The sequence below is a fragment of the Streptomyces sp. NPDC029151 genome (assembly GCF_055564315.1).
The window spans coordinates 307720-328840 of sequence record NZ_JBVHWQ010000009.1 but is presented as its reverse complement, the minus strand read 5'-3'; the positions used below and the strand labels follow the sequence as shown (position 1 = coordinate 328840).

Sequence of the window (21121 nt, the reverse complement as noted above, 5' to 3'; positions counted from 1 at the left end):
CTGCCGCCGCGCCGCCCAGCCCGGCCGTCCCCGATGAGACCGTCCCCGCCGCGACCGTCCCCGGTACGCCTGTCCTCGCCGCGACTGTCGCCGGTGCTGCCGGTGCTGGCCGTGGTCGCGCTGCTCGCGCTGCCGGTCGCCCCCGGCGGCGACGGTGGCGCGGGTCCCGCCGACGCGCTGTCCGCGCTGGTCGTCGTGTTCTGCGCGGTACGACTGCTGCGCGCGCGCCGCCGTCCCCTCACCCGGACCGCCGCCCTGCTCCTCGGCCTGCCGGTGACCGGGCTGACGCTCGCCGCGCTGCACGCGGTCTCGCCGGGCGCCGGGATCACCGGCCTCGGCCGCTACCTCCAGGTGTTCGTGCTGGTCCCCGCCGCCGTGCTGCTCCTCGTCCGCGACCGGGCCGACTTCCGGCTGCTGGCCTGGTCGTTGGTGGCCCTCGCCGGGTGGCAGGGGGCGGTCGGCGTGCACCAGTACGTCACCGGGACCGGGGCCTCGTACGAGGGCCAGGACGTCCGCGCGGTCGGCACCTTCGGGGTGTCGGACGTGATGGGCATGGCCACGGTCGTGTCCTTCGGGCTGGTGTGCGCGGTGGGCCTGGCACTCGGCCGGACCTCGGTGCGGGAGCGGACGCTCGCCGTCTGCTGCGCACTCGCCCTGCTGGTCCCCCTCGCCCTGTCCTTCAGCCGGGGCGCCTGGATCGCCACCGTGGTCACCCTCACCGTCCAGCTGGTGCTGGCCGGTCCGCGCCGCGCGCTGGGGATCGGGGCGGCCGCGGTGGCCGCGGGGGTGGTGCTGGTGGGCGGGCTGGGGGTGGGTACGGCGATGCTGCAGGAGCGGATCGACAGCATCACCCGGGTCACCGACGCGCCCGACCAGTCGGTCACCGACCGGTACACGATGTGGGCGGCGGCCACCGACATGTGGCGCGACCGCCCGCTGACCGGCGTCGGACTGAAGGGCTTCCCGGAGTACCGCGACGGGCACGCCTCGCTCGCGCTGTCCTCGGGCAGCGACACCGAGGGAGCGGGCGCCGCGTTCCGCCGGCAGCCGCTGCTCTCCCCGCACAACATGTACCTGCTGGTCCTCGCCGAACAGGGCCTGATCGGGCTGCTCTGCCTGGCGGGCGGCTGGCTCGCCCTGCTGGTGTGCGGGTTACGCGGGCTGTGGCGGACCCGTGCGGCCGGCGGCCGGGGCCTGGACTGCGCGCTGGTCGCCTGCGGGCTGCTGGTCTGGCAGCTCGTGGACTTCGCCTACGCCGACATCGGCGGCCCCGCGACCGTCCTGACGGCGGTCTCCTTCGGCCTGATCACCTGGTGGGCCCTGGCCGGCGCCGACCAGCTGTCCGCCGCGCCGGCGTCCCGCCCGAGCCGGAGGCCGGCGGGATGACGCACCCCAGGGCAGGCGAGGCGCCGGGACCGGAGGCCGGCCCCGGCGGGTTCCCCCTTCCGGGCGCCCGGCCCGCCGTACCCCCGCCGGCCCTCGCGGGCCCCGGCAGCCCGGCGTGCACCGCTGCCCGGCCGCCCACGGAACCGGCCCGGTACCCGGCACCCCCCGCCACCGCCGCCGCCCGGATCGCCCCGGCACCCCCCACCACCCCGGCCCCAGCTCCCGGACCCGCCCTCCTCACCTCCCGTTTCCTCGCCCGTGCCACCCTCCTCACCGCCTCCCTCTCCGTCGCGGCGGCGCTGCTCGGGCTGGTGCGGGACCAGTCGCTGGCCCGGTTGTTCGGGGCCGGAAGGGACACCGACGCCTTCCTGGTCGCCTGGACGGTGCCGGAGTTCGCGGCGACGCTGCTGATCGAGGACGGGCTGGCCTTCGCGTTGGTCCCGGCGTTCAGCCTGGCTCTGGCCCGCCGGGCGCAGGGGGCGCCGGGGGACCCGGTGCGGGCGCTGGTCGCCGGGACCCTGCCCCGGCTGGCGCTGGCGTTCACGGCGGTCGGGGCGCTGCTGGCGCTGGCCGCGCCGCAGTTCGTGGCCGCGCTGGCGCCGGGGCTGCCCGACCGGACGCTCGCCGTGGACTGCACGCGGCTGACCGCGACCTGTGTGCTGAGCTTCGGCCTCGCCGGGTACTGCAGCGCGGCCCTGCGGGCCCACCGCCGCTTCCTGGCGCCGGCCGCGATCTACCTGGCGTACAACGTCGGCATCATCACGGCGATGTACGCGCTCGGCGGCCGTTGGGGCGTGCGGTCGGCCGCGTTCGGGGTCGCGGTGGGCGGCTGCCTCATGGTGGCGGTGCAGGTCCCGTCGCTGGTGCGGCGGTTGCGGCGGGCGGGCGGGGGGGTGAGCGGGGCCGTCGCCGAGGGGCAGCCGTTGGACGTGCCGCTGCTGTCCACCGTGCTGCTGTTCGCGCTGTGCCGGCAGTCGCAGGTGCTGATCGAGCGGTTCCTCGCCGCCGGGCTGCCCGCCGGGGCCATCTCGCACCTGAACTACGCGCAGAAGGTCGCCCAGATCCCGATGACGCTGTCGACGATGCTGTGCACGGTCACCTTCCCGGCGGTCGCGCGGGCCCTGGCCGACGGCGACACCGAGCGGGCCCGGGACCGGGTCGAGCGGGACCTGGCGGTGGCCGGCTGTGTGGTGCTGCTCGGTACGGCCGCGATCGTGGCCTGCGCCCCGCAGCTGATCGCGCTGCTGTTCCAGCGTGGCGCGTTCACCGCCGGGGACACCGCGGCGACCGCGGGTGTGATGCGGGTCTACGCGCTGGGCCTGCTCGGTCAGACCCTGACCGGTGTCCTGGTCCGCTCCTACTTCTCGGCGGGCCGCGCCAGCTGGTACCCGGTGGCCGCGATGGCCGTGGGCATCGCCGTGACCTGCTGGATCGGTGCCGGGACGGTCGGCTCCCGGGGGGTGACCGGGATCGCCGCGGCCAACGCCACCGGCATCACCCTCACCGCCGCCCTGCTGCTCGCGGGGATGCGCGGGCGCGGCGTGCCCATCCGGACCGGGCCGGTGCTGCACGGGCTGAGCCGGCCGCTGTGGGCGGCGGTGGCGGCCGCCGTGGCCGGCGGGCAGGTGGCGGGCCTGCCGTCGGCGCCGCTCGCCGGGCTGGCCGCGGGCGGCGCCACGGTGACCGTCGTCTTCGTGCTGCTCGGCCGGCCCCTGGGCGCCCGGGGGCCGGGCCGTGTCGTGCCCTTCCCGTCCGCTCGGCGACGCCTGGCGGGCGCTCCTCCGGCGGGCGGACCCCCGGCCGCGTCGCCGGAGCGCCCGCGCGGCTCCGTCACGGGGACGCTCCGGCGCCTCGCGGCCGCACGCACCGGACGCCGAGCCCGCCCGCCGCGCGGACGACGGGAGTGAGACGACAGCACCCCGCCCCCGCACCCCGTTCCGTACCCCCTCTCCCGAAGGCTCGCCCATGCCGTCCTCCGTCGAGTCCCCGGCCCGCGTCCGGGCCTCCGCCCCGGGTCCCGTCCCGTGGATCGCCATGTACCACTCGGTCGGCGACTGTTCCGACGACCCGTACCGCGTCACGGTCAGCCCCGGCCGGCTGGACCGGCAGCTGTGCTGGCTGCGCCGGCGGGGCCTGCGCGGGGTGTCGGTGGCCGAGCTGCTCGCCGCCCGCGCCCGGGGCGGGGGACGCGGCCTGGTCGGGCTCACCTTCGACGACGGGTACGCCGACTTCCTCGGCAACGCCCTGCCGCTGCTGGCCCGCTGGGAGTGCACGGCCACCCTGTTCGTGCTGCCGGGCCGGCTCGGCGGCGACAACGTCTGGGACCCGCTGGGCCCGCGCAAGCCGCTGCTGACCGCCGACGGCATCCGGCGGGCCGCCGCCGCGGGCGTGGAGATCGGCTCGCACGGCCTCACCCACGTCGATCTGACACGGGCCGACGACACCGCGCTGAGGGCCGAGACCGCCGGCAGCCGGGCGGCGCTGGAGGAACTGACCGGCGCCCCGGTGACCGGCTTCTGCTACCCGTACGGCACGGTCGACCCGCGCGCCGTGGCGGCCGTACGGGAGGCCGGTTACGGCTATGCCTGCGCGATCGACCCCGGCCGGCTCAGCGGCCCGCACGTGCTGCCGCGCGTGTACGTCGGGGAGCGGGACACCGCCGTACGCCTGTTCCTGAAGCACCGGCTGCACCGGCTGCGGCGGCGGCCCGTGGAGGGGCTGCGGTGAGGGTCCTGCACATCATCACCGGGCTCGGGGTGGGCGGTGCCGAGCAGCAGCTCCGGCTGCTGCTGCGGCATCTGCCGGTCGAGTCCGAGGTGGTGACGCTGACCAACCCCGGTGCGGTGGCGGACGGACTGGCGGCCGACGGGGTGCGGGTGACCCACCTCGGGATGGCAGGGAACCGCGACCTGGCCGCGCTGCCCCGGCTGGCCGGGATCGTCCGGCGCGGCCGGTACGACCTCGTCCACACCCACCTGTACCGGGCCTGCCTGTACGGCCGGATCGCCGCCCGCCTGGCCGGGGTGCGCACGGTCGTCGCCACCGAACACTCCCTGGGGGACTCGCAGATGGAGGGCCGGCCGCTCACCGCCGGGGTGCGCGCGCTGTACCTGCTGGGCGAACGGCTGGGCCGGCGCACCGTCGCGGTCTCCCCCACGGTCGCCGGCCGGCTCGCCCGCTGGGGGGTGCCCGAGCCGCGCATCGCGGTCGTACCCAACGGCATCGACCTGGCGCGGTTCGCCCACGACCCCGCGGCCCGGCTGCGTACCCGCGCCCGCCTCGGGCTGCCCGACGGCGCGTTCGTCATCGGCGGCATCGGCCGGCTCGCCCCCGGCAAACGCTTCGACGTCCTGATCCGCGCCCTGGCCGGGCTGCCCGCCGACTGCAGGCTGCTGCTGGTCGGCGGCGGCCCGGAGGAGCCCGCGCTGCGGCGGGCCGCGCGCGAGGCGGGGGTGGCCGGCCGGGTGCTGTTCGCCGGGGAGCGGCCGTACCTGCCCGACGGTTCGGCCGGCCCGGACCTGCCCTCGCTGGCCTCGGCGATGGACGTGCTGGCCTCGCCCTCCCCCGAGGAGGCGTTCGGCCTGGCGGTCGTGGAGGCGCTCGCGGCCGGGCTTCCCGTGCGCTACAGCTCCTGCCCGGCCCTGGAGGACCTGCCGTCCGGGGCCGCCCCCGACGCGGTCCGGGTGTCGAGCGACGCCGGTGCCTACACCCGCGCGCTCGCCGAGGTCCGCGCCGCCGTGCCCGGCCCGCGCACCGCCCCCGAGGCGGCCCGCCACTACAGCATCACCCGCAGCGCCGCCCGGCTGATGGACGTCTACACGGCGGCGCTCGCCCACCCGGTCCCCCCGTCCCGATCCCCGCAGGGAGTCACCCCGTCATGACCGAGAACCACCACCGCTCCCGCCCCTCCCGGCTCCGCACGCTCCCGCCCTGGTCGCTGGTGGCGGCCGGTGTCCTCACCGGCGGGCTGCTGGGCGGCGGGTACGGCGTGCTGAAGCCGCCCGAGTACACGGCGACCAGCTATGTCGTGGCCGTCCCCAGCGCAGGGGCCGACACCGCCACCGCGCTCGGCTTCGCACAGGTCTACGGCCGGGTCGCCACCCAGATCGCGGTGCTCGGCGACGCCCAGGAGCAGGCCGGGGTGCCGGTGAGCACCCTGCGCGCCGGAGTGCGCACCGCGACCTCGCCGGACGCCCCGATGGTCGCCGTCTCCGCCACCTCCGAGCACCCGGCCGAGGCCGCCGCCATGGCCGACGCGGTCGCCCGCGCGCTGACCCGGCACGCCGCCGCCGCGAAGGCCGGCACGCACGTCGAGCTGCGGCAGTTCTCCCGCGCGGCGCGGCCGGACGAGCCGTCCTCGCCGTCGCCGGGGGTGACCGGACTGGTCGGCGCGAGCGCCGGCGGCCTGCTCGGGGCCCTCGCCCTGCTGGTACGGCCGAGACGCCGCCCGGAGCGGGAGACCTTCCTGTCGCGCTCGGTGCCCGGACCGGCCGTCCCCGCCGACGCGCACGGCCGGCGGTGACCGCCCTCTACCCGGCGGGCACCGCGCGCCCCGCGACAGAGCCCACCGGCCCCGGCACCGGCCCCGCCCTCACCACGGACGTCATCACGGACGAGGAGGCCTTCGCGGCGCTGGCGCCCGCCTGGGGGCGGCTGTTCCGGCGATGCGCCGCCGCCACCCCGTTCCAGAGCCACGCCTGGCTGCACTCGTGGTGGCTGTCGTACGGCCGGCGCGGCCGGCTCCGGCTGCTGGTCGTGCGGGCCGGGCCCGAACTGGTGGCCGCCGCGCCGCTGATGCTGGTCCGCCGGCCGTGGCCCGCGCTGGTGCCGCTCGGCGGGCCGATCTCCGACTACACGGACGTCCTGCTGGACGACACCGACGACGGGCCGGCGGCCGCCGCGCTCACCGAGGCGCTCGCGGACGCGGCGCGCACCGCGCTGGTCGACTTCCGCGAGGTGCGCCCGGGCGGCGCGGTGGAACGGGTCTACGACCGCTGGCCCGGGCCGCGTCGCACGGTCCGCGACTCGCTGTGCCTGGAGCTGCCGGCCCTGCCGATGGAGGAGCTGATCGCCCGGCTGCCGTCGGGCAAGTCCGGGCAGCGGGTGCGGGCCAAGCTGCGCCGGCTGGCCGCGCTGGGGGTGCGGCGGCGGGCGGTGGGCCCGGAGGAGGTGGAGGCGGCGCTCGGCCGGCTGCTGGAGCTGCACCGGCTGCAGTGGCAGGGGCGGAAGGTGACGGGCGAGCATCTGCGGCCGCGGTTCCGTGAGCACCTGGTGCGCGCGGCGGGGCGGATGGTGCGTTCGGGGGACGCGGTGGTCACCGAGTTCCTGGTCGACGGCGAGGTGCTGGCAGTCGACCTGACGCTGCTGTCGGGCAGCCTGGCCGGCGGCTACCTCTACGGCGCCCACCCGGTGCTGCGCGAGCGCAGGGCGGACGTGGCGGTGATGCTGCTGGAGGCGTGCGCCGAACACAGCGGTGACGGGCAGCGGGGCACGCTGAGCCTGCTGCGCGGCGACGAGCCGTACAAGCACCACTGGCGGCCCGAACGGGTCGTCAACCGGCGGCTGCTCATGGCCCGGCGGCGCACCTCCCCGCTGCTGACGGCCGCGCTGTGCGACGTCACCGCCCGGCAGCGGGGCAGGGAGCTGCTGCACCGGTGGCGGGAGCGCGGCGACGGGCAGCCGGCCGGGGAGGCGGAGGTACGGCCGAAGAGGGCGGCCCGGTAGATCCACGAGGAGCGGGGGTTGTCCGAGCACTGCCAGACGCCGTGCGGGCAGTAGTCGGTCACCGTGTTGTACAGCGGTCTGTGCGCTTCGATCCAGGCGAGCATCCCCGCCATGTACACGGTGTCGTCCCCGTTGCTGAACAGCCCCCATTCCGGATAGGACAGGGGCTTGCCGTGGGCCTTCGCGAAGTCCACGTGCTGCTGGAGACCGTAGGGCTCGGTGACCTGTTCCTCGAACGGCACTCCGCTCGGCTGGTCGTAGGCGTCCATGCCGACGATGTCGACCGTGTCGTCCCCGGGGTAGCACTCGGTCCAGGGCACCGCGTCCCGGCCGCGGCTCGGTGTGAAGTCGAACCGGAACGCCTGGCCCGGCACCGAGCGCATGGCGGCGACGATCCTGTTCCAGTACGTCTTCCAGGCCTCCGGGTCGGGTCCGCAGCGGTGGGTGTAGGTGGTGCCGTTCATCTCCCAGCCGAGCACGATCACCGTGTCCGGCACCCCCAGCCGCACCAGCTGTTCCGCCAGGGACCGGAAGTGGCCGTCGAACGCGCCGGCCGCGGCCCGCGCCAGCAGCGACCGCACCTCCGGGTCGGGGAGGTCCTCCTCGTTGCGTTCCTGCATCGGCACGTTGAGGACGAGCGTCCGGTCCGCCTTCTGGCGCCGCCACTGCGCCCACACGTCCAGGAAGCCGGGCGGGCCCTCGATGTCCTGCCAGGTGCCGCCGGGCAGATAGGTGTGCGCGACCTTCACCTCGGTCCCGCCGAGCCACTCGCTCAGCTCGGCCAGCCGCGCGACCCCGGGGGGCCCTGAGTCGATGAACGCGCCGAAGGGCGGCGGGGCGGGGGCCGGCACCGTCGCGGGTCGCGCGTCGGAACCGGGACCGACCGCCAGGGCGACCGACGCGACGAGGGACCCCGCGATGAGGGCCAGCCGCCCGGACCGCCCCCTGCGCCGGCGTGCAGCCATACCCGCTCCCTTCCTCCCGGACGCATCCCTGCGCGCAGGGTGCGGCGGGGTGCCGGACGCCCGGTCCGGCACCCGGCGCGTCATCGGCGGGCGGTGGCCCGGCCTCGCCGGTACAGGATCGCTCCGGCCGCGATCAGCGCGGCACTGGCGGCCGAGGTCGCCATCATCGCGGGGCCGTCACCACCGGTGTGCGCGAGCACGGGCGGCTGCCCGGGGTGTTCCTCACCACCGCCACCGCCGCCGGGAGGCGGGGTGTGGCCCGTGCCCGGGGGTGTGCTCTCGCCACCGCCGTACGGGGGTGTGGTGTGACCGCCGCCGGGAGGGGTGCTGTGACCGCCACCGGGGGGTGTGCTGTGCCCTCCGCCCGGCGGGGTCGTCTCACCACCGCCGTAGGGGGGCGAGGTCGTCTCACCACCGCCGTAGGGGGGCGGAGTCGTCTCCTCCCCGCCGTAGGGGGGCGGGGTCGTCCTGCCGCCGCCGTGCGGGGGCGGAGTCGTCTCCTCCCCGCCGTACGGGGGCGGGGTCGTCCTGCCGCCGCCGTGCGGGGGCGGGGTCGTCTCCTCCCCGCCGTACGGGGGCGGGGTCGTCCTGCCGCCGCCGTGCGGGGGCGGGGTCGTCTCCTTCCCGCCGTACGGGGGTGCGGTCGTCCTGCCGCCGCCGGCCGGTGGGGTGGAGTGGTCGGCGCCGGGGCCGGGCCGGCCGGTGGAGTCACCGGGACCAGGCAGGTCGGCGGTGTCGCCCGGGGTGCCGTAACCGGAGTGGCCGGACGGGGTGCCGTAGCCGGAGTGGCCGGCGGGGGCGCCGTAGCCGGGGTGCTCCCCGGGGGTGCCGTACTCCTCGTGGGACTCGCTGCCGGTCCGGCCGTTCGGTCCGTGTCCGGCGGTGACGCAGGAGTTGCCGAACGCCGGGTTCAGCGCCGCGGCCGCGTCCACGGAATTGCCGCAGACGTTGACCGGGACGCTGACCGGGGCCTGGACGTTGTTCCCGGACAGAACCCCGGGGGAACCCTGGGCGGTACCTTCCGCACGCGAGTCGGCGAGGGCGGCGCCGCCGTACAAGGACAGCATGCCGGTCGCGGCGGCGGCCACGGCCATGCCCTTGCTGAGAGTCTGTCGCAATCTCGTGGTCTTCCTGCTCGAAGAAGTGGGAAGGCCGGCCCCGGAACGAAGAATCGACGGTCCGGGGCCGGCCTGTACTCAGCCGGGGAAGCTGGTGGAGTGCGCGGGCGAACCTCAGTTGTTGACGCAGACGTTGCCGAACGCGGGGTTCAGCAGCCCGATGATGTCGATCGTGTTGCCGCACACGTTGATCGGCACGTGGATCGGGATTTGGATGACGTTGCCGGACAGGACGCCCGGCGAGTTGGCGGCGACAGCGCCCGCACCGGCGTCGGCGAAGGCGGTTCCGCCCAGGCCCAGGGCCAGGATGGCGCCCGTGACGGCAGCGACGGTCTTCTTCATGAGTGTTCCCTTCTCTGGGGTCATGCCCCGATGACGGCCAGAACCGTGCGAGCACGACGTGAACGGTCGTGGCACGGAACGAGGGATTGACACAACAGGAGACCGCGGAACACGAATCGCGTGATAATCACTCGATCGCACCGCTTCCTCGCGCGTTTTTCCCTCGCCTGAATTCCGTGGAAAAAGGCCCGGGCGGCCCGCAGACGGTGCAGCGGACGGCCCGGGCCACGCCGGGTCGGCTCAGCCTTCGCCGTTGGCCGAAAGAACCGACAGGTCCTCCAGGACGTGCGAGATCGCACCGTCGCGCTTGGCGTTGGTGGAGTTGTCGTTGCACTGCTGCTGCAGGTGGTCCGACAGGATCGGGATGTCCTGGGCCGTGATGCCGATGAGCACGTCGACGGCGACATCGACGTCCTGGATACCGACACACGGCTTGTTGAGCGACCCCTGCACCAGCGAGAGCTGCGGGCTCATGTTGCCCTTCGTCGCCGAGTTGCCCCACGACGACGCGGCGCCGTTGCCATTCGCGACGGTCGGTCCGTCGTCGTTGCCGATGGCAAGCGCCTGCGGCGCGGCCGCCACCGCCATTCCCACGACAGAAGCGGCGGTCGCGGCGGCGACCATTGCCTTCTTGAGCACTTCGCGTTCCTTTCCTCGTAGCGACGCATGCCCTACGGCCTCATCAACCCGGTGCACCGGGAATGGTTCCGCCGATTCACTCGGTTGGAGCCCAAACGCCTGAGAGGTGACGAGAAAGCATCAATCGGACAAACACACCACCAGTCCACCGGATCGGCCGACGGGGTGAACGGCAGAAACCAAGAGGGGCCCGGGGAGTTGACCAAAGCGCTCCGGTGGACGGGGTTTCTCAGAAAGGACTGGCCAGTGATCAAGAAGATTGTTGCCACTGCGGCCGTCGCCGCTTCGGCCATGGGCGCCTCCGCTGCCGCGGCACCGCAGGCGCTGGCGATCGGAAACGACAGCGGGCCGACCGCCGCCAACGGCAACGGCGCTTGGCAGAGCTACGGCAACTCGGCCACGTACGGGAACATGAGCCCGCAGATCGCTTTGATCCAGGGCTCTTTCAACAAGCCGTGCATCGCCCTGAACGACATTCCGATCGGTGTCGGCGCCCTGATCGGTGTCAATGTCCAGGACATTCCGATCCTGTCGGACCACATGCAGCAGCAGTGCACCGAGAACTCCTCGAACGTCAAGCGCGACGGCGCGCTGGCGCACCTGCTGGAGGACGTGTCGATCCTGTCCCAGAACAGCGAGAGCTGACCTTCCGTCCGAAGCGGGTCGCCGGGTGGTCCGGCGGCCCGCTTCGGCGTGTCGGCGGCGGTGGGGAACGCCCTAGGAGACGACGTCCTTGCGGGAGAAACCCCGGAAGGCCAGCGCGAACAGCACCAGGGCGTACGTGAGGGACAGAGCGGTGCCCTGGATCATGCCGGACCACTCGGGGCGGGGCTGGACGGCGTCGGCCCAGGCGAACTGCCAGTGCGCGGGCAGGAAGTCCCGCCAGTGGCCGAGGGCGGTGACGGCGTCCAGGACGTTCCCGACGATGGTCAGGCCGACGGCGCCGCCGACCGCGCCGAGCGGGGCGTCCGTCCTCGTCGACAGCCAGAACGCCAGCCCGGCGGTGACCAGCTGGGACACGAAGACGTACGCCACGGCCACCAGGAGCCGCTGGGCCGCCGTACCGGTGTCCAGCGCGCCGCCGGTGGGGATCTCCAGCGGGCCCCAGCCGTAGGCGGCCGTGCCGGCGGCGAGCGCCACCAGCGGCAGCAGCACCATCGCGGCGAGGCTCAGGCCGAGCGCCACGACCAGCTTGGACCACAGCAGCCGGGCCCGGGGTACCGGCGCGGCCAGCAGGTAGCGCAGCGAGGACCAGCTCGCCTCGGAGGCGACCGTGTCCCCGCAGAACAGGGCGACCGGGATGACCAGCAGGAAACCCGCGGAGACGAAGAGGTTCACGGCGGCGAAGTTGGCGCCGGAGGCGGTGGCCGTGTCCATCAGCGTGACCTGGTTGTTCCGGCCGCCCGGGTCGCCGCCGACCGCGAAGGCGATCAGCAGAACGAACGGCAGGACGGCCAGGACGGCGCCCATCACCAGGGTGCGGCGCCGCTTGAGCTGGCGGGCCAGCTCCACCCGCAGCGGCAGGGTGCGCCCCGCCCGGTAGCCGGAGGCCGTCTCGGTGAGCGTGCTCATGCGGAACCTCCGATCAGGGTGAGGAAGGCGTCTTCCAGGCGGCGGTGCGGGCCGACCGAGACGACCGGCACCTCCAGTCGCACCAGCTCCACGACCAGTCGCTCGGCCGTGCCGCCGGGTTCCAGCCGGACCAGCAGCCCGTCGTCGGTGCGCACGGCGGAGGCGACGCCGGCCAGTGCGGCCACCTTTCCCGCCACCGGCTCGTCCACGGGTACGGCGGTGCCGACGAGCAGGGTGTCGCCGGAGCCGATGATGTCCCGGACCGGTCCCGCCTGCACCAGCCGGCCGCGGTCCATGACCACCAGGTGGGTGCAGGACTGCTCGACCTCGGCGAGGAGGTGGCTGGAGACGATCACCGTACGGCCGTCGGCCGCGTAGCGGATCATCACCTCGCGCATCTCGCGGATCTGGGGCGGGTCCAGGCCGTTGGTGGGCTCGTCCAGGATGAGCAGGTCGGGCAGGCCGAGCATGGCCTGGGCGATGGCCAGACGCTGGCGCATGCCCTGGGAGTAGGTGCGCACCGCGCGGGCGAGCGCGTCGTCGCCGAGGCCGGCGATCTCCAGTGCCTCGTCCAGGTGGGCGTCTTCGGGCGGACGGCCGGTGGCCCGCCAGTACAGCTCCAGGTTCTCGCGGCCGGACAGGTGGGGCAGGAATCCGGCGCCCTCGACGAAGGCCCCGACCCGGGACAGCACCGACGCGCCGGGCCGGACCGCGTGGCCGAAGACGCGGATCTCGCCGTCGTCCGGCCGGATCAGGCCCATCAGCATGCGCAGGGTGGTCGTCTTGCCCGCGCCGTTCGGTCCCAGGAGGCCGAGGACCTGGCCCTTCCGCACCCGGAAGGAGAGGTCCCGGACGGCGTACCGGTCGGTGGAGCGGGCGTACCGCTTGCTCAGGCCCTCGATCACCAGCGGGACCTCGGCCAGCTCGGGGTCGGGTGCGGGGGCGGCCGTGCGGCGGCGGGCGGTCAGCAGCAGGGCGAGGGCGACGGCCGCGCCGGCCGCGGGCAGCCACCACACCCAGGCGGGCAGGGGCGCGGCGGCGGTGGTGACGGCGGGCGCCGTCGGCACGCTCAGGTCGCCCCTCAGGGAGACGGTGTAGTCGGCCGGGGCGGCGGGTGAGGCGTAGCCGAGGTCGGTGGAGGCGAGGACCAGGCGGAGCCGGTGGCCCTTCTGCACCTCGTGGTCGATCGCCGGGAGGGTGACGGTGACGTCCTTGCCGGCCTTGGCGCCGGTCACCCGGAAGGGGGCGACGAGCTGGGCGGGCAGCACCTGCCGGGTGCCGTCGGGGCCGACGTCGTAGACCTTGCCGAACAGGACGGCGTCGTCGCGGGTGGACGTGATGTGGACGGTGGCGGTCGGGGTGCCGGTGATGCGCAGGTCCCGGGTGAGCGGTGCCGAGTCGAAGCTCGCGAACTGGCCGGGGAAGTCCAGGGAGACGCCGACGCCCAGCGCGGACAGCTGGGCGAGGCCGCCGGAGCCGCCGAGTCCGGGCAGCGCGGAGACACCGGGCGGGCTGGCGCCGGGCGGGTTGGTGACGTGCTGGGTGCCGCCGGTGAGGGCGACGGCGCGCCGGTGGCCGACGAGGCCCGGGTAGGCAGCGGCGCTCGCGCCGCGGAGCTGGGCGCTGCCGTCGGTGGAGTCGATGCCCCCGGTGCGGGTGATCCGGAACGCCGGGCCGGTGTCGGTGCCCTTGTCGCCCTTCAGGTACCGGTCGAACCAGGCACGCACGCGTGCCTCGACGCGGCTCGTCTCCATGTCGCCGCCGTCGTGCCCGCCGGCGATCCAGTCGACGTCGACGGGCGCGCCGTTCGCACGGATCGCCTTCTGGGCCGCGTCGGCCTGGTCCAGGGTGAACAGGGAGTCCGTCTGCCCCTGCACCAGCAGGGTGGGCACCTTGACGCGGTCGCCGACGGCGGACGGCGAGCGCTCCTGGAGCAGCTTCCGGGCGGCCTGGTCGGGGGTGCCGGACTCGGCGACCCGGTCGTACATCCGGCACAGCGCGGGCTCGAACCTGGCGCAGCCGCCGCCGGTGTTGAAGAAGACGCCGGTCCACAGCTTCTTGAACACGCCGTTCGGGAACAGGGCGTCCGCGAGGTTCCAGTAGGTGATGGCCGGGGCGATGGCGTCGACCCGCCGGTCGTGGCCCGCGGCGAGCAGGGAGACCGCGCCGCCGTAGGAGCCGCCGGCCACGCCCACGCGCGGGTCGCCGGGCCTGTCGAGCCGCACCTGGGGCTGCCGGGCCAGCCAGTCGATGAGCCGGGAGACGTCGGCGACCTCGCCCTTGGGGTCGTTGAGGCCGATCTTCCCGGTGGAGCCGCCGAAGCCGCGCGCGGACCAGGTCAGGACCGCGTACCCGTCCCGGGCGAGGTCCTCGGCCTGCCGCCGCATGTCGTCCTTGCTGCCGCCGAAGCCGTGCGCGAGGAGGACGGCGGGGTGGCGGTCGGCGTCGGCCGGGGTGAAGTACGAGGTGTCCAGGCGCACCCCGTCGACCGCCATGACCTGGTCGCTGCGGCGCACGGACCGCGTGTCGTTTGAGGCGACGGCCGCCGTCCACGTCCCGGCGCCGGCGAGCACCACGACGGCGGCCCCGGCGGCCAGGAGCCGCCGGGGCCGCCGCAGCAGGCCGCGCAGGGCGGGAAGTGGAAGATCCATGGGTCAACGGTACGGGCCGCCGCTGACAAGCGCTGCTGCCGTGGGGCGGAGCCGTGCGCCCTCCCTGGGGTGTACGGGCCTGTCCGGGCGTACTTCGGCCGCGGTACGAAGACCTCACCGTTCCCGGGCACATCCGCTGCCGGCGTGCGCGGAGGAGGCCGTCAGCGGGTTCGCCAGCGGGGCGAGAGCGTGCACCCCCGCACAAGGGCGCCGAGATGTTCCTGTACGAGCCGGCCGTCGCGGGGCCGTACCGCCGCCGGGGCGCCGGCCGGGCCCTGGTCCGGCGGCTGGCCGCGCCGGCACGGGGGGCGGGGCTGCTACGGCATGCGGGCCGGTGTCGACGCCGGGGACGACGCCGCCCTTGCCGCCTGTCGCAGTGCGGGCGGCCGGACGACGGCACGTGCACCGTGGTGCGTGGGAGTTGCGGGACCGGGCCGGCACGGACCGTGGCGACGCCGCCGCCCCCGGCACCCCACCTGGCAGTGGGTGACGGGGGCGGCGGCTGCGGGCCGGGGGTGTCGGGGGACGCACCCCCGGCCGCGGCTCAGTCCCGGGCCTCGCCGGCGACCGGGGCGGGCGCCGGGCCGCCCTGGGCGGGGATGCGCGCGGTGACCTCCGGAACCTGCGCGTCCTCCGGGATCGACACCAGCCAGTGCGTCTCGCGGCGCGGGCGGAGGTACAGGGCCCAGTAGAGGGTGGCCGCGGCGGTGATGCCGCCGGTCCACAGCAGGTAGGTGGTCTCCTGCTGGGTCAGGACGTACGCCAGGACGGCGATGAGCAGGACCGGCACGGCGGGCCACAGCGGCATCCGCCAGGCGGCCGTGTGCTTGTGGGAGCCGCGGCGCCCGAGCAGGGCGGCGACCGCGACCAGCAGGTACATGCCGGTCACCGAGACGCCGGTGACGCCGTACAGGGTGTCCAGGTTGACGAAGCACAGGATCGCGCCGGGGACGCCGACCGCGAGGGTGGCCACCCAGGGGGAGCCGAAGCGGCCCAGCTTGGAGAAGACGGTGTTGACCGGTCCGGGCCAGGCCTTGTCGCGGGCGGAGGCGAACAGGACGCGGGAGTTCTGGATGACCATGACGATGCCCGCGTTGATGATCGCGAGGGCTACGCAGAGGCTGACGAAGGTGCCGACCGCGGAGTTGGACCAGGCGGTGACCATGGAGCTGATGTCGCCGCCGGTCAGTTCCTTCAGGTCGGAGGCGCCCATGGTGATCGCGGCGACCGGCACCAGGATGACCACGGTGGAGATGGCGAGGGTGGCGAGGACCGTGCGGGCGACGTTGCGGCGCGGGTTCTCCAGTTCCTCGGAGAGGTAGACGGCGGTGGAGAAGCCCTGGGTGACGAAGAGGGCGATGGCGAGGCCGGAGACCACCAGCATGGCCGTCACGGTGTCCGTGTGGCCGTGGGCGCCGGCCACCTGCATCGAGACCAGACTGCCGACCCCGCGGTGGCCGTGCGAGAAGCCCAGCAGGGCGACGACGCCGGCCGCGATGACCTCCAGGACCAGGAAGATGCCGGTGATCCAGGCGTTGGCGCGCAGGTCGAGCAGGCCGGCGAGGGTGGCCAGCAGCATCACGCCGGCACCGGTCATGGACGGATCGAGGTGGACGATCGGGGCGAGGTAGTCCGCGGTGCCCATCGCGATCACCGGCGGCACGATCATCACGACCAGCAGGGAGAGCACGAAGACGAGCCAGCCCGCGAGCCGTCCGGCCATCGTCGACACCATGGCGTACTCGCCGCCCGCGCTGGGGATGAGGGTGCCCAGCTCGGAGTAGCAGAACGCGACGGCGATACAGAGGAGGGAGCCGATGGCGATCGTCAGGGCGGTGGCGGTGCCGAGCGAGCCGAACAGATCGGGGACGACCACGAAGAGCGTGGAGGCGGGGGTGACGCAGGACAGCGTCAGCAGGGTACCGCCGACGACACCGATGGAACGCTTGAGTCCCGGTGCGGGGGCCGAAGCGGTGTCTGCCACGGACTTCTGGAGCGTGTCGGTCATACGGCGGTTCCGATCGACTCGTGCGACTGAGGTGGGGGACGGGAGCGCTATCGCCTCCGGCGGATCGTCGTACGTTCGTTTCGTCCGCTCCCGGCGTTGCATAGAGAACCCCGACGAAAACCGCCACGTCAATGGCCGTTTACCTTCGGAATCCGCAGCTCCGGATGATCGGCCGGAGCATCACTTTCCCAGGTTGCGACGCCCTATAGGCGCATTCATCAAGCCCATCGCGATAGTGACCTTGGTTTCAAAGGCCAACTAGACTCAGCTCCTTCGTCACCCGTTTCGTCCACCGGAAACGGGAACCGCAGTCGACGTTTCAAAAAAATGTCAACCGTCCGCTATCCGGACGGGCAAACCGGTCGCGTCCATGCCAGTACCGGCCGACGGAGCGCCCACCGCGCCAGGACTCCGGGGGTGAACGCGGCGGTGCCCCGCCCTCCTCGTGCGAGGAGGGCGGGGCACCGTGCCGTCCGGCCGTCAGTGGTTGCGCGGGAAGCCCAGGTCCACGCCCGCCGGGCCGTCGGCCGGGTCCGGCCAGCGGGTGGTGACGACCTTGCCGCGGGTGTAGAAGTGCGTGCCGTCGTTGCCGTAGATGTGGTGGTCGCCGAAGAGCGAGTCCTTCCAGCCGCCGAAGGAGTGGTAGCCCACCGGCACCGGGATCGGCACGTTCACGCCGACCATGCCGGCCTCGATCTCCAGCTGGAAGCGGCGGGCGGCGCCGCCGTCCCGGGTGAAGATCGCGGTGCCGTTGCCGAACGGCGAGGCGTTGATGAGGGCCACGCCCTCCTCGTAGGTGTCGGCGCGCAGCACGCACAGCACCGGGCCGAAGATCTCGTCCTGGTACGCCTTCGCGCTGGTCGGCACCTTGTCCAGCAGCGAGATGCCGATCCAGTGGCCGTCCTCGAAGCCCTCGACGGTGTAACCGGTGCCGTCCAGGACGACCTCGGCGCCCTCGGCGGCGGCACCGGAGACGTACGAGGCCACCTTGTCGCGGTGGGCGGCGGTGATCAGCGGGCCCATCTCGGACGTCGGGTCGTTGCCCGGGCCGATCTTGATCTTCTCGGCCCGCTCGCGGATCTTCTCCACCAGCGTGTCGCCGATGGCGCCCACGGCGACGACCGCCGAGATGGCCATGCAGCGCTCGCCCGCGGAGCCGTAGGCGGCGGAGACGGCCGCGTCGGCCGCCGCGTCCAGGTCGGCGTCCGGCAGGACCAGCATGTGGTTCTTGGCGCCGCCCAGGGCCTGCACCCGCTTGCCGTTGGCGGAGGCGGTGGTGTGGATGTGGCGGGCGATCGGCGTCGAGCCGACGAACGAGACGGCCTTGACGTCCGGGTGCTCCAGCAGCCGGTCGACGGCCACCTTGTCACCGTGCACGACGTTGAAGACACCGTCCGGCAGGCCTGCTTCCGCCAGCAGCTCGGCGATCCTGACGGACGCCGACGGGTCCTTCTCGGACGGCTTCAGCACGAAGGTGTTGCCGCAGGCGATGGCGATCGGGAACATCCACATCGGGACCATCGCCGGGAAGTTGAACGGCGTGATGCCGGCGACGACACCGAGCGGCTGCCGGATCGAGGAGACGTCGACCCGGTTCGCGACCTGCGTGGACAGCTCGCCCTTCAGCTGGACGTTGATCCCGCAGGCCAGGTCCACGATCTCCAGGCCGCGCGCGACCTCGCCGAGCGCGTCCGAGTGCACCTTGCCGTGCTCGGCGGTGATCAGCTCGGCGATCTCGTCGCGGTGGGCGTCGAGCAGCGCCCGGAACCGGAAGAGGATCGAGGTCCGCTGGGCCAGCGAGGACTGGCCCCAGGTCAGGTAGGCGTCCTTGGCCGCCGCGACCGCCGCGTCCACCTCCTCGACCGACGCGAACGCGACCTTCGTGGTGACCGCGCCGGTGGCCGGGTCGGTGACCGGCCCGTACGTACCCGACGCCCCTTCGACGGTCTTGCCGCCGATCCAGTGGTTGACGATCTTCGTCATGCCCTAAGACTCCTTCTACAGATGGCGGCGTCGGGTCGAGACGTGCCGTTCGTACAGCTCACGTGCCTTCACCGCGGACGGTCGGGTCGCGGTCTCGGCCACAGGAACATCCCACCAGGCCTGCGCGGGAGGCGCGCCCGACACAGTGTCGGACGTTTCGGTCTCCACGTAGACACATGTGGGAGTGTCGGCGGCACGCGCCTCCGCGAGCGCCGCGCGCAGCTCCCGTACGGTCGTCGCGCGCAGCACCCGCATGCCCAGGCTGGCCGCGTTGGCGGCGAGGTCCACGGGGAGCGGGGCGCCGGTGTACGTCCCCTCCTCGGTCGGGAAGCGGTAGGCGGTGCCGAACCGCTCGCCCCCCACCGACTCCGAGAGCCCGCCGATCGAGGCGTACCCGTGGTTCTGCACCAGCAGGATCTTGATCGCGATGCCCTCCTGGACCGCGGTCACGATCTCCGTCGGCATCATCAGATACGTACCGTCCCCGACCAGCGCCCACACGTTCCGCTCGGGTGCGGCGAGCTTCACGCCGAGGGCGGCCGGGATCTCGTAGCCCATGCAGGAGTAGCCGTACTCCAGGTGGTACTGGTCACGGGACCGCGCCCGCCACAGCTTGTGCAGGTCGCCGGGGAGGGAACCGGCCGCGTTGACGATGATGTCCGACTCGTCCACCAGCGCGTCCAGGGCACCGACGACCTGCGGCTGGGACGGCCGTACGTCCGGCTCCCCGGCCGCGAAGCAGGCGTCGACGCGCTCCTCCCAGCGTTCCTTGTCCTCGCTGTACCGGCCGACGTAGGCGTCGGCGACGGTGTGGCCGTGCATGACCAGCGCCTCGGTCAGTTCGCCCAGGCCGCTGCGGGCGTCGGCGACCAGCGGGAGGCCGGCCAGTTTGTGGCCGTCGAAGGGCGCGATGTTGAGGTTCAGGAAGCGGACGTCCGGGTTCTCGAAGAGGGTGCCGGAGGCCGTGGTGAAGTCGGTGTAGCGGGTGCCGACGCCGATCACCAGGTCCGCGGTGCGGGCCAGCTCGTCGGCGGTCGCGGTGCCGGTGTGGCCGATCCCGCCGACGTCCTGCGGATGGTCGTGTCGCAGCGAGCCCTTGCCGGCCTGGGTGGAGGCGACCGGGATGCGGGTCGCCGCCGCGAACTCCGCGAGGGCCTCCTCGGCGCGGCTGTGGTGGACCCCGCCGCCCGCGATCACCAGCGGCCTGGCGGCGGAGCGGATCGCCCGGACCGCCTCCGCCAGCTCGGTCGGATCCGCGCCCGGCCGCCGTACGGTCCACACGCGCGCCGAGAAGAACTCCTCCGGCCAGTCGTACGCCTCCGCCTGCACGTCCTGCGGCAGGGCGAGGGTGACCGCGCCGGTCTCCACGGGGTCGGTGAGGACCCGCATGGCCTGCAGAGCTGACGGAATCAGCGCCTCCGGCCGGGTGATGCGGTCGAAGTACCTCGACACCGGGCGCAGCGTGTCGTTGACCGACACATCGCCCGCGTACGGCACCTCCAGCTGCTGCAGGACCGGGTCGGCGGGGCGGGTGGCGAAGACGTCGCCGGGCAGGAGCAGCACCGGCAGGTGGTTGACGGTGGCGAGGGCGGCGCCGGTGACCAGGTTGGTCGCGCCGGGTCCGATCGACGTCGTCACCGCGTGCGTGGACAGGCGGTTGGACTGGCGGGCGTAGCCGACCGCCGCGTGCACCATGGACTGCTCGTTGCGGCCCTGGTGATACGGCATGACGTCGCCGTGCTCGATCAGCGCCTGGCCGATGCCGGCGACGTTGCCGTGCCCGAAGATGCCCCAGGTGGCGCCGATCAGCCGCCGCCGTTCGCCGTCCCGTTCGGTGTACTGGGCGGCGAGGAAGCGGACGAGCGCCTGGGCGACGGTGAGCCGGATCGTCATCGGTACCCCCCTGTGGTGTCGGTGTGGCCGGGGTGGAAGCAGATCCGCCACTCCCGGGTCTGGCCGGGGCCCGCCATGACGTTCAGGTAGTACATGTCGTGCCCGGGCTGGGCGATGGACGGGCCGTGCCAGCCGTCGGGCACGAGGACCGCGTCGCCGGAGCGGACCTCGGCGAGGACGTCCGCCCCGCCCTCGCGCGAGGGGAACACCCGCTGGTACCCCAGCCCGTTCGGCCCGTCGATCTCGAAGTAGTAGATCTCCTCCAGCTCGGACTCCTCGCCCGGCCGGTGCTCGTCGTGCTTGTGCGGCGGGTACGAGGACCAGTTGCCGCCCGGGGTGATCACCTCCACGGCGATCAGCTTGTCGCAGTCGAAGGAGTCCGCGGAGGCGAAGTTGCGCACCCGGCGGGCGCAGGTGCCGCTGCCGCGTTCCTCGACGGGGACCTCCGGCGCGGGGCCGTAGCGGGCGGGGAGTCGTCGCTCGCACTTCGCTCCTGCCAGGGCGAAGCGGCCTCCCGCGCCGGAGGCGATCAGGACCCGGGCGTCCCGGGGAACGTACGCGAAGTCGGAGACGTTCGCGAACACGCTCTCCCGGCCCAGGAGTTGGAACTCGCTCGGCTCGCTTGACGCAGTTTCAATTTGTACGGTACATCCGCCTTCCAGCGGAAGCACGATCCACTCACTGTCCCCGGCGGTGAACTCATGGCGGCCACCGGGCGCCACCTCGACCACCCGCAGGCTGCTGTGTGTCCAGCCGGCCAGCTCGGGACCGATGTCGACGGCGTACGGGGCGTTCGCGGCGGCGCCCCTGGGCAGATGCAGATCGGTGCTGGTCATACGG

Annotated in this window: 16 protein-coding genes and 1 pseudogene; 7 read left to right on the top strand and 10 right to left on the bottom strand. The window is 73.9% G+C overall.

Annotated elements, in window-relative coordinates; genetic code table 11:
* Positions 1-33 precede the first annotated feature (33 nt).
* From ACZ4VF_RS30545 to ACZ4VF_RS30520, 6 genes are read left to right on the top strand one after another with little or no spacing between them, the layout of a single operon-like run.
* A complete protein-coding gene (locus ACZ4VF_RS30545) occupies positions 34-1386 on the top strand; it encodes an O-antigen ligase family protein (protein ID WP_467930061.1) in 1353 nt (450 codons plus the stop codon).
* On the top strand, positions 1383-3293 hold the full coding sequence (gene murJ, locus ACZ4VF_RS30540) for a murein biosynthesis integral membrane protein MurJ (RefSeq protein ID WP_467930018.1): 1911 nt from the start codon (positions 1383-1385) through the stop codon (positions 3291-3293). The genes ACZ4VF_RS30545 and murJ overlap by 4 nt, the downstream gene beginning before the upstream one ends.
* A 58-nt stretch (positions 3294-3351) precedes the next feature.
* Complete coding sequence (locus tag ACZ4VF_RS30535; RefSeq protein WP_467930017.1) at positions 3352-4113, top strand: polysaccharide deacetylase family protein; 762 nt, start codon at positions 3352-3354, stop codon at positions 4111-4113.
* Positions 4110-5267, top strand: coding sequence for a glycosyltransferase (locus ACZ4VF_RS30530; RefSeq protein WP_467930016.1), 1158 nt, complete (start codon positions 4110-4112; stop codon positions 5265-5267). The genes ACZ4VF_RS30535 and ACZ4VF_RS30530 overlap by 4 nt, the downstream gene beginning before the upstream one ends.
* Complete coding sequence (locus ACZ4VF_RS30525) at positions 5264-5908, top strand: YveK family protein (RefSeq protein ID WP_467930015.1); 645 nt, start codon at positions 5264-5266, stop codon at positions 5906-5908. The genes ACZ4VF_RS30530 and ACZ4VF_RS30525 overlap by 4 nt, the downstream gene beginning before the upstream one ends.
* A complete protein-coding gene (locus tag ACZ4VF_RS30520; RefSeq protein WP_467930013.1) occupies positions 5905-7110 on the top strand; it encodes a GNAT family N-acetyltransferase in 1206 nt (401 codons plus the stop codon). The genes ACZ4VF_RS30525 and ACZ4VF_RS30520 overlap by 4 nt, the downstream gene beginning before the upstream one ends.
* On the opposite strand, the pseudogene ACZ4VF_RS30515 reads toward ACZ4VF_RS30520, so the two are convergent.
* The 4 genes and pseudogenes from ACZ4VF_RS30515 to ACZ4VF_RS30500 form a co-directional block, all read right to left on the bottom strand.
* Positions 7053-8075: pseudogene (locus ACZ4VF_RS30515) on the bottom strand (glycoside hydrolase family 26 protein); the annotation flags it as partial. The gene ACZ4VF_RS30520 and the pseudogene ACZ4VF_RS30515 overlap by 58 nt on opposite strands.
* Positions 8076-8155: 80 nt before the next feature.
* Positions 8156-9193 (bottom strand): chaplin family protein, encoded by a 1038-nt coding sequence (locus tag ACZ4VF_RS30510; RefSeq protein WP_467930012.1) that lies wholly within the window; start codon positions 9191-9193, stop codon positions 8156-8158.
* 114 nt (positions 9194-9307) lie between these two features.
* Positions 9308-9535, bottom strand: a complete 228-nt coding sequence (locus ACZ4VF_RS30505; protein ID WP_467930011.1) for a chaplin — start codon at positions 9533-9535, stop codon at positions 9308-9310.
* A 240-nt stretch (positions 9536-9775) separates the two neighbouring features.
* Positions 9776-10174, bottom strand: coding sequence for a rodlin (locus tag ACZ4VF_RS30500; protein ID WP_467930009.1), 399 nt, complete (start codon positions 10172-10174; stop codon positions 9776-9778).
* Positions 10175-10420: 246 nt separating this feature from the next.
* Between ACZ4VF_RS30500 and ACZ4VF_RS30495 the strand changes: the two genes are divergently transcribed.
* Positions 10421-10819, top strand: a complete 399-nt coding sequence (locus ACZ4VF_RS30495) for a rodlin (RefSeq protein ID WP_467930008.1) — start codon at positions 10421-10423, stop codon at positions 10817-10819.
* A gap of 72 nt (positions 10820-10891) precedes the next feature.
* Here the strand turns inward: ACZ4VF_RS30495 and ACZ4VF_RS30490 are convergent, their stop codons facing one another.
* From ACZ4VF_RS30490 to iolB, 6 genes are all read right to left on the bottom strand, one after another.
* Entirely contained in the window at positions 10892-11746 is an 855-nt protein-coding gene (locus tag ACZ4VF_RS30490; protein ID WP_467930007.1) for an ABC transporter permease, read from the bottom strand.
* Positions 11743-14397 (bottom strand): CocE/NonD family hydrolase, encoded by a 2655-nt coding sequence (locus ACZ4VF_RS30485; protein ID WP_467930005.1) that lies wholly within the window; start codon positions 14395-14397, stop codon positions 11743-11745. The genes ACZ4VF_RS30490 and ACZ4VF_RS30485 overlap by 4 nt, the downstream gene beginning before the upstream one ends.
* 544 nt (positions 14398-14941) lie before the next feature.
* Complete coding sequence (locus ACZ4VF_RS30480; protein WP_467930004.1) at positions 14942-16405, bottom strand: APC family permease; 1464 nt, start codon at positions 16403-16405, stop codon at positions 14942-14944.
* Positions 16406-16885: 480 nt separating this feature from the next.
* On the bottom strand, positions 16886-18388 hold the full coding sequence (gene mmsA / locus ACZ4VF_RS30475) for a CoA-acylating methylmalonate-semialdehyde dehydrogenase (RefSeq protein ID WP_467930003.1): 1503 nt from the start codon (positions 18386-18388) through the stop codon (positions 16886-16888).
* Positions 18389-18403: 15 nt separating this feature from the next.
* Positions 18404-20281 carry a 3D-(3,5/4)-trihydroxycyclohexane-1,2-dione acylhydrolase (decyclizing) gene (gene iolD / locus ACZ4VF_RS30470; protein WP_467930001.1) on the bottom strand — a complete coding sequence of 626 codons (1878 nt, stop codon included), beginning with the start codon at positions 20279-20281 and terminating at the stop codon, positions 18404-18406.
* Positions 20278-21117, bottom strand: coding sequence for a 5-deoxy-glucuronate isomerase (iolB, locus tag ACZ4VF_RS30465; protein WP_467930000.1), 840 nt, complete (start codon positions 21115-21117; stop codon positions 20278-20280). Before iolB ends, iolD begins: the two co-directional genes overlap by 4 nt.
* Positions 21118-21121: the final 4 nt, after the last annotated feature.

Excerpts from the sequence above, each read along its gene's own strand:
- ACZ4VF_RS30545 (WP_467930061.1), top strand. The coding sequence starts at position 34 with ATGAGACCGTCCCCGCCGCGACCGTCCCCGGTACGCCTGTCCTCGCCG.
- murJ (WP_467930018.1), top strand. The coding sequence starts at position 1,383 with ATGACGCACCCCAGGGCAGGCGAGGCGCCGGGACCGGAGGCCGGCCCC.
- ACZ4VF_RS30535 (WP_467930017.1), top strand. The coding sequence starts at position 3,352 with ATGCCGTCCTCCGTCGAGTCCCCGGCCCGCGTCCGGGCCTCCGCCCCG.
- ACZ4VF_RS30525 (WP_467930015.1), top strand. The coding sequence starts at position 5,264 with ATGACCGAGAACCACCACCGCTCCCGCCCCTCCCGGCTCCGCACGCTC.
- ACZ4VF_RS30505 (WP_467930011.1), bottom strand. The coding sequence starts at position 9,535 with ATGAAGAAGACCGTCGCTGCCGTCACGGGCGCCATCCTGGCCCTGGGC.
- ACZ4VF_RS30490 (WP_467930007.1), bottom strand. The coding sequence starts at position 11,746 with ATGAGCACGCTCACCGAGACGGCCTCCGGCTACCGGGCGGGGCGCACC.
- ACZ4VF_RS30485 (WP_467930005.1), bottom strand. The coding sequence starts at position 14,397 with ATGGATCTTCCACTTCCCGCCCTGCGCGGCCTGCTGCGGCGGCCCCGG.
- ACZ4VF_RS30480 (WP_467930004.1), bottom strand. The coding sequence starts at position 16,405 with ATGACCGACACGCTCCAGAAGTCCGTGGCAGACACCGCTTCGGCCCCC.
- mmsA (WP_467930003.1), bottom strand. The coding sequence starts at position 18,388 with ATGACGAAGATCGTCAACCACTGGATCGGCGGCAAGACCGTCGAAGGG.
- iolD (WP_467930001.1), bottom strand. The coding sequence starts at position 20,281 with ATGACGATCCGGCTCACCGTCGCCCAGGCGCTCGTCCGCTTCCTCGCC.
- iolB (WP_467930000.1), bottom strand. The coding sequence starts at position 21,117 with ATGACCAGCACCGATCTGCATCTGCCCAGGGGCGCCGCCGCGAACGCC.